General features: G+C 73.5%; 11 protein-coding genes, 4 tRNA genes and 1 pseudogene. 5 read left to right on the forward strand and 11 right to left on the reverse strand.

Annotated elements, in window-relative coordinates; translation table 11 throughout:
• The 7 genes and pseudogenes from HGA02_RS02760 to HGA02_RS02790 form a co-directional block, all read right to left on the reverse strand.
• Positions 1-233: pseudogene (locus HGA02_RS02760) on the reverse strand (hypothetical protein); the annotation flags it as partial.
• Positions 230-1,459: a glycosyltransferase gene (locus HGA02_RS02765; RefSeq protein ID WP_168677333.1), complete on the reverse strand. Its 1,230-nt coding sequence runs from the start codon at positions 1,457-1,459 to the stop codon at positions 230-232. The gene HGA02_RS02765 and the pseudogene HGA02_RS02760, both read right to left, overlap by 4 nt.
• Positions 1,456-2,418 carry a phosphatidylinositol mannoside acyltransferase gene (locus HGA02_RS02770; RefSeq protein ID WP_168677335.1) on the reverse strand — a complete coding sequence of 321 codons (963 nt, stop codon included), beginning with the start codon at positions 2,416-2,418 and terminating at the stop codon, positions 1,456-1,458. Before HGA02_RS02770 ends, HGA02_RS02765 begins: the two co-directional genes overlap by 4 nt.
• Positions 2,415-3,026: a phosphatidylinositol phosphate synthase gene (gene pgsA, locus HGA02_RS02775; RefSeq protein ID WP_168677337.1), complete on the reverse strand. Its 612-nt coding sequence runs from the start codon at positions 3,024-3,026 to the stop codon at positions 2,415-2,417. The genes HGA02_RS02770 and pgsA overlap by 4 nt, the downstream gene beginning before the upstream one ends.
• A 7-nt stretch (positions 3,027-3,033) precedes the next feature.
• Entirely contained in the window at positions 3,034-3,681 is a 648-nt protein-coding gene (locus HGA02_RS02780; protein ID WP_343035227.1) for an HIT family protein, read from the reverse strand.
• A gap of 3 nt (positions 3,682-3,684) precedes the next feature.
• Positions 3,685-5,697, reverse strand: coding sequence for a threonine--tRNA ligase (thrS, locus tag HGA02_RS02785; protein WP_168677339.1), 2,013 nt, complete (start codon positions 5,695-5,697; stop codon positions 3,685-3,687).
• 252 nt (positions 5,698-5,949) lie between these two features.
• Positions 5,950-6,024 (reverse strand) — tRNA-Val (locus tag HGA02_RS02790).
• Positions 6,025-6,273: 249 nt separating this feature from the next.
• On the opposite strand from HGA02_RS02790, the gene HGA02_RS02795 reads away from it, so the two are divergent.
• On the forward strand, positions 6,274-6,702 hold the full coding sequence (locus HGA02_RS02795; protein WP_124344144.1) for an SsgA family sporulation/cell division regulator: 429 nt from the start codon (positions 6,274-6,276) through the stop codon (positions 6,700-6,702).
• 183 nt (positions 6,703-6,885) lie between these two features.
• On the opposite strand, the gene HGA02_RS02800 is transcribed toward HGA02_RS02795, so the two are convergent.
• A complete protein-coding gene (locus HGA02_RS02800) occupies positions 6,886-7,746 on the reverse strand; it encodes an aminotransferase class IV (RefSeq protein WP_168677342.1) in 861 nt (286 codons plus the stop codon).
• 25 nt (positions 7,747-7,771) lie between these two features.
• A complete protein-coding gene (locus tag HGA02_RS02805; RefSeq protein ID WP_343035228.1) occupies positions 7,772-8,863 on the reverse strand; it encodes a chorismate-binding protein in 1,092 nt (363 codons plus the stop codon).
• A gap of 145 nt (positions 8,864-9,008) precedes the next feature.
• On the opposite strand from HGA02_RS02805, the gene HGA02_RS02810 reads away from it, so the two are divergent.
• The 3 genes from HGA02_RS02810 to HGA02_RS02820 all read left to right on the forward strand — a co-directional run bounded on the left by HGA02_RS02810 (position 9,009) and on the right by HGA02_RS02820 (position 9,299).
• A tRNA-Gly gene (locus HGA02_RS02810) sits at positions 9,009-9,080 on the forward strand.
• Positions 9,081-9,136: 56 nt separating this feature from the next.
• Positions 9,137-9,207 (forward strand) — tRNA-Cys (locus tag HGA02_RS02815).
• Positions 9,208-9,224: 17 nt separating this feature from the next.
• Positions 9,225-9,299, forward strand: a tRNA-Val gene (locus HGA02_RS02820).
• Positions 9,300-9,441: 142 nt separating this feature from the next.
• Here HGA02_RS02820 and HGA02_RS02825 read toward each other — a convergent pair.
• The gene (locus HGA02_RS02825) at positions 9,442-10,371 is read right to left on the reverse strand and encodes a hypothetical protein (protein ID WP_168677347.1); all 930 of its coding nucleotides are present in this window, start codon (positions 10,369-10,371) and stop codon (positions 9,442-9,444) included.
• Between the two features lie 999 nt (positions 10,372-11,370).
• Between HGA02_RS02825 and HGA02_RS02830 the strand changes: the two genes are divergently transcribed.
• Positions 11,371-12,228, forward strand: a complete 858-nt coding sequence (locus HGA02_RS02830) for a hypothetical protein (protein WP_168677350.1) — start codon at positions 11,371-11,373, stop codon at positions 12,226-12,228.
• A gap of 328 nt (positions 12,229-12,556) precedes the next feature.
• On the opposite strand, the gene HGA02_RS02835 is transcribed toward HGA02_RS02830, so the two are convergent.
• The coding region (locus HGA02_RS02835) for a M15 family metallopeptidase (protein WP_168677355.1) at positions 12,557-13,003 on the reverse strand (447 nt) is incomplete at its 5' end.

The following is a 13,003-nucleotide window of genomic DNA, read 5'->3' on the forward strand; positions in this document are numbered from 1 at the left end:
AGGGACGCCCACGCGGCCTCCGCCACCAGCACCGAGCTCACGGGGTCGAGCTGCCCCGACGTCGCGAGACCCGCGGCGACGGTCGCCCGGCGCAGCAGCTGGGCCTCGACGACCGCGCGCGACGCGGCGACCTTGCGGTGCAGGCGGTCGAGCCGCGACGCCGCGACCCATGCCCACCACAGGCCGAGCGCCACCACCAGGACGACGACGACCGTGACCTCGGACCAGCTCACCGCTCACCCCACGACCGGCGCAGCTCGAGGAGTCGCGCACCCCGCACCGACGACGGGTCCTCGCCGACCGGCGCGTCCCGTCCGGCGACGACCATCTCGTACACCGCGTGCACCTGGTCGGTCACGACCGACCAGTCGTACCGCCGGACCGACGTGCGCGCGGTCTCGACGACGCGGGCGCGCAGGTCCGCGTCCCGCAGCACGCGCACGAGCGTGCGCGCGAGGTCCTCGCTGTCGCCCGTGCGGAACAGGACGCCCGCGGCGCCGTCGTCGAGGACGCGCGAGAACGCACCGAGGTCGCTCGCGACCACCGCCGTGCCCGCGCTCATCGCCTCGACGAGCACGATGCCGAAGCTCTCGCCGCCCGTCTGGGGCGCGCAGTACACGTCGACGGACGCGAGGAGGCGCGCCTTGTCCTCGTCCGAGACCCCGCCGAGGAACTCGACGGCGCCCGCGCGGTCGCCCAGCACCTCGCGCGCCTGCTCCGGCCCGGAGTCGCCACGGCCGGCGACCAGGAACCGCGCGCCCGGCAGCTCGTCGAGCACGCGTCCCACGGCACCGAGCAGCACGGGCAGGCCCTTGCGCGACTCGTCGAGCCGGCCCAGGAACGCGACCGTCGGGGCGGTCGACGTGCCCGTCCAGCGCGCGTCCGGGCGCGCCTGCGCGAACGCGTCGACGTAGACCCCGTTCGGGATGACGACCGCGTCGCCGCCGAGGTGCTCGACGAGCGTCCGGCGCGCGTCCTCCGACACCGCGATGCGCGCGGAGATCTTCTCGAGCGACTGCCGGACCAGCGGGTACGCGACCTGCATCGAGCGCGACCGCACCTGCGACGTGTGGAACGTCGCGACGACGGGTCCGTCGGCGATCCACAGCGCGAGCATGCTGAGGCTGGGCGTCACGGGCTCGTGCAGGTGCAGCACGTCGAACTGCCCCGCGGCCAGCCACTTGCGCACGCGCGCGGCGGTCATCGGGCCGAACGTCAGGCGCGCGACCGAGCCGTTGTAGCGGACGGGCACGGCCTTGCCGGCGGCCGTGAGGTACGGCGGGACGGGCGTGTCGTCGTCGGCGGGCGCGAGGACCGAGACCTCGTGACCGCGCGCCAGGAGGGCCTCGGCGAGGTCGCGCACGTGGAACTGCACGCCGCCGGGCACGTCGAACGAGTACGGGCAGACGATCCCGACGCGGAGCCGGCGCCCGTCGCCGCGCCCCCGGCCCAGCCTCACGACCCGCCCTCGGACGCCGCGACCGTGGCCGCGTACCGGGCCGGGTCGAGGTCGTCGACGAACACCCGCTGCAGCATGTGCCAGTCCTGCGGGTACTGCCGGATGCCGTCGGCCAGGGCGTCGACCCACGCCTGCGTCATCACGCGGATCTGCTCCGCCCGGGGCAGGCCCTCCGGCACGGGCACCACCGGGCTGAACTCGATCGTGACGCCCCACGGCGAACCGGCGGCCCGGCGCCGGGCGCCGCGCAGCCGCTCGTAGCGGACCAGGACGGGGAACAGCGGGACGCCCGTCGACACCGCGAGCGCCGCCGGCCCGGCCGCGACGCGTGCGCGGTGCCCGAACAGGTCGACCTCCACGCCCTTCGCGGTGAGGTCACGGTCCGCGAGCAGCGGGATCACGGCGGCGCTGCCGCGTGCGGCGCGGATGAGGTCGCGGAACACGTCGCCGCCGCCGGACAGCGGGATGATCCGCAGCCCGATGCTCTCGCGGAACGCGACGAACTCCTGGAACAGCTCCTCGGGCTCGAGGCGCTCGGCGACCGTCGTCACGGGTGCGAGGTGCCGGGTGGCCCAGGCACCCGCGAGGTCCCAGTTCCCGACGTGGCCCAGCGCCATGAGGATCGGGCCGTCGGCGTCGAGGTACGGCTGCGCCCGCTCGCGGTGCACGGCGCGCACCCGGGCGTCGACCTGCTCCTGCGAGACGCCGACCAGCGCGAACGCCTCGGTGAAGTAGCGCATGTAGGAGCGCATGCCGGCGCGGCTCAGCCGCCGCAGCGCGCGCGCGTCGAGGTCGGGCCGGGCGCGACCGAGGTTCTTCTCGAGACGCCGGACCCCGCCGCCGCGGCGCAGCCAGGTCACGTCGGCGGCGAGCCGCGCGGCGCCCCGCAGGACGGGGCCGGGCACCTTGCCGGCGTACCGCCATGCCAGCCGGTAGAGACGGGCGACGTCGACGCTCACTCGGTCACCCCGACGGCCTGGCGGTGCACCTTCGCCATCCGCTGCACGACGGTGACCGCCGACGCGACGGCGAGGAGCCCGAGGACGACGGTCAGCACGGCGGTCGGTGCTCCGAGCCCGACGGCGGCGGTCGCGACGAGCGCGACGAGCAGGCGGTCCGCGCGCTCCGCGATGCCGCCGGACGCGGTCATGCCGAGCCCCTCGGCACGTGCACGGGCGTAGGGCACGACGGAGCCCAGGACGAGGCAGGTGAGCGCGAGCACGGCCGTGACCTCGTCGTCGCCGCGCCCGAAGAACCACAGGACGAGACCGGCGAAGATCGCGCCGTCGCCGAACCGGTCGAGCGTCGAGTCGAGGAACGCGCCCCACGGCCCGGAGCGGCCGGACTGCCGCGCCATGACGCCGTCGAGGGAGTCGGTGAGCGCGAACAGCCCGATGAGCAGCGCGCCGAGGAACAGGTGGCCGGTCGGGAAGGCCCACAGCGCCGTGACCACCACGACGAGCGTGCCGGCGATCGTCACCGCGTCGGGCGAGACCCCCAGGCGCAGCAGCGCGGACGCGAGGGGCGTGAGGACGCGTTGCATCGCGCCCCGGAGTCGGTTCAGCACGTGCCGGTCATCCCTTCGCGTCCACGTCGGCGCCGGTGCCGCCGGTCCCGGCGCCCGGCCACGCCGCCGCGAGGCGTGCCCGCGTGTCGCCGAGCAGCTCGGGCAGCGCGCGGCTGCGCCCGACGATCGGCAGGAAGTTCGAGTCGCCGCCCCAGCGCGGGACGACGTGCTGGTGCAGGTGGGCGGCGATCCCGGCGCCGGCGACGTCGCCCTGGTTCATGCCGAGGTTGAAGCCGTGCGGACCCGACACCGCACGCAGCACGCGCATCGCCGTCCGCGTGAGCGCGGCGACCTCGGCGACCTCCGCGTCCGTGAGGTCGGTGTAGTCGGCGACGTGGCGGTACGGGCAGACGAGCACGTGACCGGAGTTGTACGGGTACAGGTTCATGACGACGTAGGCGGTCTCGCCGCGCGCGACGACGAGCCCGTCCTCGTCGGACAGCGCGGGGATGCGGCAGAAGGGGCACCCGGGGCCGGCGTCCGCGTCGGTGGGCTTGTCCTGCCCGCCGATGTACGCCATGCGGTGGGGCGTCCAGAGCCGCTCGAACCCGTCCGGGACGCCCGCGAGGTCGCCCGGCTCGTCGGTCCCGGCGGCGCCGGAGGCCGCGACGACGTCGTCGTGCGCGGCCCCGGCGCCGGGGTCGGTGGTGCTCACCGGTCAGACCTGCGCGCGCTCGCGCACGGCCGTGACGATCCGCTCGACCGCCTCGGCGACGGGCACGCCGTTGTCCTGGCGGCCGTCGCGGTACCGGAACGAGACGGCGCCCGCGTCGGCGTCCTCGCCGCCCGCGATGAGCACGAACGGGATCTTCTGCGTCGACGCGTTGCGGATCTTCTTGCCGAACCGGTCGTCCGAGCGGTCGATCTCCGCCCGGATGCCCTCGGCGCGCAGCTGCGCGACGACCTGCTCGAGGTACGGCTCGAACGGCTCGGCGACGGGCACGGCGAGCACCTGGACCGGGGCGAGCCAGGCCGGGAACGCGCCCGCGTAGTGCTCGGTGAGGACCGCGAAGAACCGCTCGATCGACCCGAACAGCGCGCGGTGGATCATGACGGGCCGCTGACGCGAGCCGTCGGGCGCGGTGTACTCGAGCTCGAAGAGCTCGGGCAGGTTGAAGTCGAGCTGGATGGTCGACATCTGCCAGGTGCGCCCGATGGCGTCCTTGGCCTGCACGGAGATCTTCGGGCCGTAGAACGCGGCGCCGCCGGGGTCCGGCACGAGGTCGAGGCCGGACGCCTCCGCGACCTGGCGCAGCGTCTCCGTGGCCTCCTCCCAGACGTCGTCCGACCCGACGAACTTGTCGGGGTTCTTGGTCGACAGCTCGAGGTAGAAGTCGTCGAGGCCGTAGTCCTTGAGCAGGTCGAGCACGAAGGTGAGCAGGCTGGTCAGCTCGTCCTTCATCTGCTCCTTGGTGCAGTAGATGTGCGCGTCGTCCTGCGTGAACCCGCGCGCGCGGGTCATGCCGTGGATCACGCCGGACTTCTCGTACCGGTAGACCGTGCCGAACTCGAACAGCCGCAGCGGCAGCTCGCGGTAGGACCGGCCGCGCGAGCGGTAGATGAGGTTGTGCATCGGGCAGTTCATCGGCTTGAGGTAGTAGTTCTGCCCCTGCCGCTTGACGTTCCCCTCCTCGTCGAGCTCCTCGTCGAGGTGCATCGGGGGGTACATGCCGTCGGAGTACCAGTCGAGGTGCCCGGAGAGCTGGAACAGCCGCTCCTTGGTGATGTGCGGGGTGTTGACGAACGAGTACCCCGACTCGACGTGCCGCTTGCGCGAGTACGCCTCCATCTCCATGCGGATGAGGCCGCCCTTGGGGTGGAACACCGCGAGCCCGGACCCGATCTCGTCCGGGAAGGAGAACAGGTCGAGCTCGTTGCCGAGCCGGCGGTGGTCGCGACGCTCCGCCTCGGCGACGCGGTCGAGGTACGCCTTGAGCTCGTCCTTGGTGGGCCACGCGGTGCCGTAGACGCGCTGCAGCTGCGGGTTCTTCTCGCTCCCCCGCCAGTACGCGGCCGCGGAGCGGGTGAGCTGGAACCCGTTGCCGAGCGCGCGGGTCGACGGCACGTGCGGGCCCCGGCAGAGGTCCTGCCAGACGACCTGCTCGCTCTCGCGACCGGCACCGCGCACGTTCTGGTAGATGCTCAGCCCGCCGAGGCCGACCTCGACCGACGCGCCGTCAGCCGCCGCCGGGTCGCCCTTGAGGCCGATGAGCTCGAGCTTGTACGGCTCGTCCTTCAGCTCCTCGCGCGCCTGCGCCTCGGTGACGTCCCACCGGCGGAAGGTCTGCCCCTCCTTGACGATGCGCCCCATGACCTTCTCGATGGCGCGCAGGTCCTCGGGGGTGAACGGGGTGTCGACGTCGAAGTCGTAGTAGAACCCGTCGGTCACGGGCGGCCCGATGCCGAGCTTCGCCTTGGGGTTGATCTCCTGGACCGCCTGCGCGAGCACGTGCGCCGCGGAGTGCCGCAGCACGGCGAGCCCTTCGGGGTCGGCCGCGGTGACACCCTCGACGACGGCGCCGTCGGGCACCGGGAGGTGCAGGTCGCGGAGCTCGCCGTCGACGCGGGCGACGAGCACGTCCCGGCGGTCGGCGTAGAGCTGCGTGCCCGTGGTCCCCGGCTCGGCGGTCGTGGCGGTGCCGTCGACGGTGAGGTGGATGAGCTCGGGCACGGGTGCTGCCTCCTTGGGTGGGTGCCGGCCGGGCGGCGGGCCCCTCGATGCTACCGGCGCGCGACGACGCGACCGGTCGTGATTCCCCAGCGCAGGTCCTGCCCGGGGCACCTTGCGACACGCCGCGCGACCGCGCGCACCGTGGGCCGAACGGGTGAACCTCGCGCGACGGCGGGTGCCGGCCCGACGACGGCGCCGCGCCCCGGCACGACGAAGGCCCCGACCAGCGCAGTCGCCGGTCGGGGCCTTCGGTGGTGGGCGATACTGGGTTCGAACCAGTGACCTCCTCGGTGTGAACGAGGCGCTCTACCACTGAGCCAATCGCCCGTGACCTCGCCCGGGGGCGACGTCGAAGAGGATGCTACCCAACCTGCGGCCAGATTCCGAACCGGCTTCCGGCCCGGGGAGGGCGTCGTGGACGATACCGTTATCGACACGGGGCCACGAAACGGCCGCTCTCGCCGACGAGGGTGATGGCACAGGTCCCTCCGGGTGAACTCGCGCCCGGGACCGGTCCAATCGGGCATCTGTCCTGCCATGATGGGACCTCCAGCCCTAGCGAGACAGGAGGACCCGATGACGCAGTCGTCGTACGACGTCGTCGAGGTCGTCGCCATGCAGCTGATCGGCTCCGACGCGAGCGTGATCCCGGTCAGCGCCGAGCTCTCCTTCCGCACGTCGGACCCGTACACGGTGCGCGCGGTCTTCACCGGACCCCACACCATGTCGACGTGGCTCCTCGGCCGCGAGCTGCTGTCCCTCGGGATGCTCGCCTCGGCCGACGCGCCCGCGGGGACCGGCGACGTGCAGGTGTGGCGCGACGAAGACCCCGACTACACGCTCGTGTCGCTCAACGGAGTCGAGGGCAGCGCCCTGCTCGCCGCGCCGACCGAGCCCATCACCCGCTTCCTCGCCTCGACGGAGGCTCTCGTCCCGCTGGGATCGGAGAGCGCCCGCATGGAGAGCGAGATCACGGCCCTGATCGCAGCGCTGCTCACGGCCTGATCGCAGCACCACCGACCGGTTCCGCCCGCAGGGCGGGGCCGGTCGTCGTGTGTCCGGACGAGTGCGGCGCTGCGCCCGCAGCATCCGGTCGCCCGCCCAGAGCCCTCCCCCTGACCTGGGCCGACGCGGCCGTGCACGCCGCGTCAACGTGCTGAGCGCGCGACCGGGCACGGCCCGGCGGCCTCACGGGTCGAGGTCGCGCCCGACGTGCTCCTGGAACAGCCGCTGGGCGGCGAGCGACAGCGGCCCTGCGGCCACATCGACCGCGTCGACGCGCACGGTCGGGGCGATGTTGCGGATCGAGCCGCTGAGCAGCAGGTGGGCGTCCCCCGCGACGACCTCGTCGAGCACGTCGTAGGGCAGCTCCTCGGGCTCCGCCTCGCGGACGGGCAGCCCGTCGGCGGCGCCCCACTCGAGCAGCAGCTCGCGCGTGATGCCCGCGAGGCAGCCGCTCGACAGCGGCGGCGTCACGAGCTCGCCGCCGCGCTCCACGAAGACGTTCGAGCCGGTGCCCTCGCACAGCGCGCCGACGGTGTTCGCGAGGACGGCCTCGTCGGCGCCCTGCCGGTACGCCTCGGCGAGCGCCACGACGTTCTCCGCGTACGACGTCGTCTTGAGTCCCGCGACGGCCGAGCGCTCGTTGCGGACCCAGGGAACGCGCACGACCCGCGACACCTGCGCGCGCGTGGCCGGACCGGCCAGCACGACGAGCGTCTGCCGCTGCTCCTCGGGGTCGAACCGGTGCGAGCCCAGCGGCCCCGGGCCGCCCGTGAGCGTGATGCGCAGACGCCCCGCGTCGCCGGCGACGGCGAGCACCTTGTCGACGGCCGCGCGCACCTCGTCGAGGTCGGGCTCGCCCAGACCGAGGCCCAGCGCGGACCGCCGGAGCCGGCGCAGGTGCCGGGTCAGCGCGAACGCCTGCCCCTCGTACACCGCGCACGTCTCGAAGACGCCGTCGCCGACCGTCAGGCCGTGGTCGACACCGGTGACGAGCGGGTCGGTGGGCTCGCGCAGCGCACCGTCGGACCAGATCACGACGCTCATCGCGCCAGTCTCGCACCCCGCCGCGTCACGGGCGCGCAGGTGGCGCGGACGCGAGGGCCACGAGCCGCCGCGCCTTGAGCGCCGTCTCCGCCCACTCCGCGGCGGGGTCGCTCCCCCACGTGATCCCCGCGCCCGTGCCGAACCGCAGGACGCCGTCGCGCCACCAGAACGTCCGGATGCCCACGGCGAGCTCCGCTCGCACCGACCCGTCCTCGCCCACCTCGACCCAGCCGACCGCACCGCAGTACGGCCCGCGAGGGGCCGTCTCGAGCGCCGTGATGAGGTCGAGCGCGGCCAGCTTGGGCGCGCCCGACACCGACCCCGGCGGGTACGTCGCGTCGAGCAGCCGCGCCCACAGGTCAGGAGCGGCGGCCACGTCGGGGTCGAGCGCGCCCTGCACCGTCGACACGAGGTGCACGAGGCCCGGGTGCTGCTCCTCGCCCAGGAGCGTCGTCACCTCGACCGTGCCCGGCCGGCACACGCGCTGCAGGTCGTTGCGCACGAGGTCGGTGATCATGACGTTCTCGGCCCGGTCCTTCGCGGTGAGGCCGTCGACCGTCACCGCGGTCCCCTTGATCGGCGCCGACGTCACGACGCCGTCCTCGACGCGGAGGAACAGCTCCGGGGACGCGCTCACGACCCACACGGGATCGACGCCGCCACCGCGGGGCACGTGCACGCCACCCGCGAAGGGCGCCGGGTTCCCCGCGGCGAGCACCGCGGCCAGCGCACGCGCGTCCGGCTCGTCGCCGTCGTCACCGGCCGCGAGCGGCGCGGACAGCACCCGGCAGAGGTTCGCCTGGTAGACGTCCCCCTCGGCCACCGCCGACCGGACGCGCTCGACCGCGTCGCGGTACGCGTCCTCCCCCATCGACGACACCCAGGCGGACGCGTGTGGCCCGCGCCACACGGGTGCGTGCCGGCGCTCGGGCCGACGCGACACGTCGGCGAAGCGCCAGGCCCGCACCGCGCCCTCGAACTCCCCCACGACGGCCCACCAGCCGGGCGTGCGCAGGCGTTCCGGCTGGTCACGGACGTCCACGACCTCGACGACACCCGACGCCTCGACGTCGCCGAACCACGCGGTCCCGGGGCTGACGGAGGGCTGCTCGTGCACCCGCACACGGTAGCGACGCACCCGTGCGACCCCGCAGATCCGCATGATCACGGGGCACGGGGAGCCAGTTGGACTCTGGCCGGATGACTCGGTTAGAGTCTGGGACGCACACGGAACGCCGGTGAGAACCGGGGGGACGTGCAGCGCGGACGTGGCTCAGTGGTAGAGCATCACCTTGCCAAGGTGAGGGTCGCGGGTTCGAATCCCGTCGTCCGCTCGGAGGCAGACACTCCTGATCGACTGGTCCTCAGTCGCTGAGGACTGCGGTCTCAGGGTGGAGTGGCCGAGAGGCGAGGCAGCGGCCTGCAAAGCCGTATACGTGGGTTCGAATCCCATCTCCACCTCGCAGCATGTCCCCCACGGGCGATTGGCGCAGCGGTAGCGCGCTTCCCTGACACGGAAGAGGTCACTGGTTCGATCCCAGTATCGCCCACCAGCATCACAGCACGTCAGAGGGCCGTCACCGGACAACCGGGGCGGCCCTCAGCCATGCATGCGCCGGCTTTAGATCGGCCCGACATGGCCCGCCGTCGCGCCCGCGAGCAGCGTCGTGCGCCGCGTCGTCGCACGTGGCGCGGTCACGTGTTCGGGAACACCGACTGCATCGCCGTGTCCTGCATGTGGGCCCAGACCGCTGAGCCGTACCAGCTGGGTCGGGCCGCTGCCGCAGGCGTACTCGTCCCACCCTGGTTGTACTCCGTCGCGACGATCTCCGCCGCCCGCTGCGCGGTTCCGAAGTCTGCCCGCGCGAGGCCGGGATAGCGGTGGCTGCGGTTCTTCAGCCGCGCCAGGAGCCGCGCTGCGGTGTCGATGTTCGATTTGGGCCAGGCCAGCATCGTGTGGATGCTGCGCTGCTGTGCGACCGAGAGACCCCTGTAGTTGTTCTGGATCGTCGTCCGCGCGGGACCCCGATCATCTCGGTTCTGCTCGACCCACGGGGTCCCCCCGGCCTCGGCGTCGACCATGGCGGCGGTGCTCGGTCTGATCTGCCCGACACCGATGGACCGGTCGAGGTCCGCGGGATCGACGGCTTCGCCGGCTGCGCGCTCTGCCAGCGCCTCGGCAGAACGGGCGATCTCCCGATCCCGCGCCGCACGCGGGGACATCAAGGGCAGCACTGGGGTGTTCTCGATCTCGATCCGCAGGACGGATGCCAGGAACAGAGCGGTGATCCCTTGCGGTCCGGTGCCCGCAGCCGACGCGACCACGTACCCCCGCAGCTCGTCCGCGAGCTCCGAGAACGCCTGGGCGTCCTGACTGTCGAACGCCCCGCGCGCGATGCGGCGAGCAGCGGTGTCCTGGTCGATCCACACCTCCCCCACACGACGAGTCCCCTCGAGGACGGTGCAGACGATCCGGTACTGCACCCCAGCACCGGGCAGGAGCAGGTCGAGCGTCGGGACGCTGGTCTCGACGAGGCGGTAGACGTTGCCGGAGGTGCGTCCGGTCAGCCGCCATCGGTAGGACAGCGATCCGCGTGGGCCGAGATGCTGCGCCTCGTAGTGCACACGAGCACCTTCGGGGACCGGCGTGCTCAGCGAGGCAGTGAGAGTCGTCGCGCCCGAGACCGAGTGCTGTCCGTTCGCGTCGCTGAGGCGCTGGACCTCCGGGCGACTCGAGCCCGGCATCATGGCAGCGACCACGGCCCGGTTGCCCGCCCGGCGCTGGAGCTGAGCGAGTGCCACCGGGTCGCCCCGGCGACTGCCGTCCACACCGACACGCTCGCGCCTCGACGTCGGCGCCGACCTGACGAGCGGCGGAGCCGCCGACCGCGGCTCGGACATGCGGATCGGATCCGCGTGCTCCGACATCGGCCACCCCTTTCGGCACCGGAACTCCGACATCGTGAGCAACCGGTCGGGCCGAGTACCAGCTCGTCCCGGACCTCCGAAGGGGACGCGGCTCGTGCACCATGAGGCAGCGGGACTCCGTAGGACACCCGGAGGCGGACGCCGACTGCGCTCGGGCGCGGACGACGACAACGCGTCGTGGACGGGAGCGTCGACCACCCGTCCACGACGGGGGACGCCGTGCGGAACGTCAGGGCTCGGGCGTGGCGCACCACCGCACGGTCCCAGCCACTCCCGGCGGGCCGACCGGGACGGGACCTTCGGCACGACGGCCTTCGAGCGCGAACGACCCGCTCGGATCCGGCTGGCACACGCTCGCGAGCCGGCTGACGTCATGCGTCCCGACCGCTCGCGTGGGAAGGTCGACGGGCCACGAGCAGGCACGCAGCCAGTGCGGGAGGCGCCATGGACGTTGCCCACGTGGAGGACGACGACCACCGCCCACCCGTCGCTCGGCACGGCGGACCGGCATCGACGACACGCGTCCTCGCCGTCCCTGCGCTGCCTCCCCTGCTCCGGCTCCAGCGGACTGCCGGCAACCGTGTCGTCGTCACGATGGTCGAGCGAGGCGCGGCGCACGTGTCCTCGACCACCCCACGGGCCGCCGGTGCGGGCACGGTCCCCACCTCGGGCGGCCGCCCCGTCCAGCGGGTCGTCGTGAACGTGCCCTTCGTCGCCGGGGTGGTGACGGGAGTCCAGGTGTCCCAGGACCGCCCGAGCGTGACGGTCGGTGAAGGCGGACCGGTCTCGGCGCAGCGCGCCCACGTCACGTCGCACCTCGTCATCCGCCACCAGGTGATGAACGCGATGGAGGGGCGTCCGTGGAACCTGGCGCTCCGTGGGCTCGACCGGCTCTTCGAGGCGCTCCGGCGCGAGGCTCGGGTGGCCCAGACCCAGGTGTGGCTCGCGACCGACATCGAGACCAAGGCAGATGCGGCGCACGACGAGATCCTCCAGTACATCGACACGGACGACGGCAGCGTCGTCGCGGACATCCCCGCCGAGGAGCGATCGGGGCGCCTGGCAGCGTTGGCGCTGCGCTACATCGAGACTCGCGCGCGGCTGGCGTGGACCTCAGCCGACGAAGCGAGCCAGAACGTGGGCGAAGCGGGGCATGCCGGCGTGCTGCACGCGTTCGCCACGGCGAACGCGGTGCCGACGGCTGCTGAGGTCGCGACCGTCGTCTCGGCCGTCGGCGGACTCTACGAGTTCCGACCCACGACGAAGGCGAACGGCAGCCGTCCCGCGCTCGCCGGCCAGCTCGCCGCCCGCCACTTCACCGAGGTCTTCACCACCTACACCGGTCTCCCCGAGGCGTGGTACGACGACCCGAACCTGCGGGCGGGCGTGGCGAACCTGGCGTGGGCGCAGCTCGTGGCAGCAGCGCCGACAGGGCCGAAGTCCTGGGCGCCCGGCGGGGCCCCGCCGCCGGGCGCGCGGCCGGAGTTCGACGCGAGCTTCGTGTCGGTTCTCCAGCATCTGGCGACGTCGGTGCATGTGGCACGGATCCCGTGAGGAGAGCGGCGCACCGCGCCACCGTGCGCCGCGAGGAGCAACCGCACGGGACGGTGCCACTGGAGCCGTGCGCTCCCCGAGGGCACGTCACGCGGTCATGACGGCCTTGAGAACCGTCGGCCCGACGAGGTGCGCGTCCGGGACCTCCTCCCACGCGATCCGGCCCGGACCGTGGAACGCGAGCGCCTTCATGGCCCCTCCCCTCCCGACGCGCAGGCGCCGTCGCCTGCACCTCTCCAGCGTCGTCGCGCGGGGCGACGCGCCGGGCAGGGCCGATGGTTCTCGGTGCCGCAGCAGCGGCGTGCCGGCACCGGAGGTCCCGGGAGGATCAGCGCGAGTAGACCCAGTGCCACGGCTCGCGCGGCGTGTCCTCCTCGAAGCCGTACGTGCCGGCGTTGGCGCGCATCCACGCCTGGGCGCGGTCGTCGAGGGCGAGGTCGAGCGCGAGCCCCCAGCCGTGCGGGCTCGTCCCGGGCGCGGCGGCGAGTCCGCCCTGCGAGTAGAGGCCCTTGCGTGCGGCGACGTCGATCTGCGCGTCATAGGAGCGGTAGGAGTCGGTGATGCCGATCCGCACGCCGTCGCGTGCGGCCGCTGCGGTGAGATCACCGAACGCCTGCGCGGCGGGCGCCCAGAGGCGGTGACCGGTCGAGCCGACGGGCGCGAGCGCGTCGGGCGGGATGCGGCCGTTGCCGTACCGCGCGAGGTCCACCGGCACGCCGGACGCGTCGCGCGCGCTCGACGCGCCCGGCGTCTGCGACACGGCGGTCTCGAGCGC

Origin of the sequence: Cellulomonas septica (genome assembly GCF_012396155.1) — a bacterium.
Lineage (GTDB): Bacteria > Actinomycetota > Actinomycetes > Actinomycetales > Cellulomonadaceae > Cellulomonas > Cellulomonas septica.

Excerpts from the sequence above, each read along its gene's own strand:
- HGA02_RS02795 (WP_124344144.1), top strand. The coding sequence starts at position 6,274 with ATGACGCAGTCGTCGTACGACGTCGTCGAGGTCGTCGCCATGCAGCTG.
- HGA02_RS02800 (WP_168677342.1), bottom strand. The coding sequence starts at position 7,746 with ATGAGCGTCGTGATCTGGTCCGACGGTGCGCTGCGCGAGCCCACCGAC.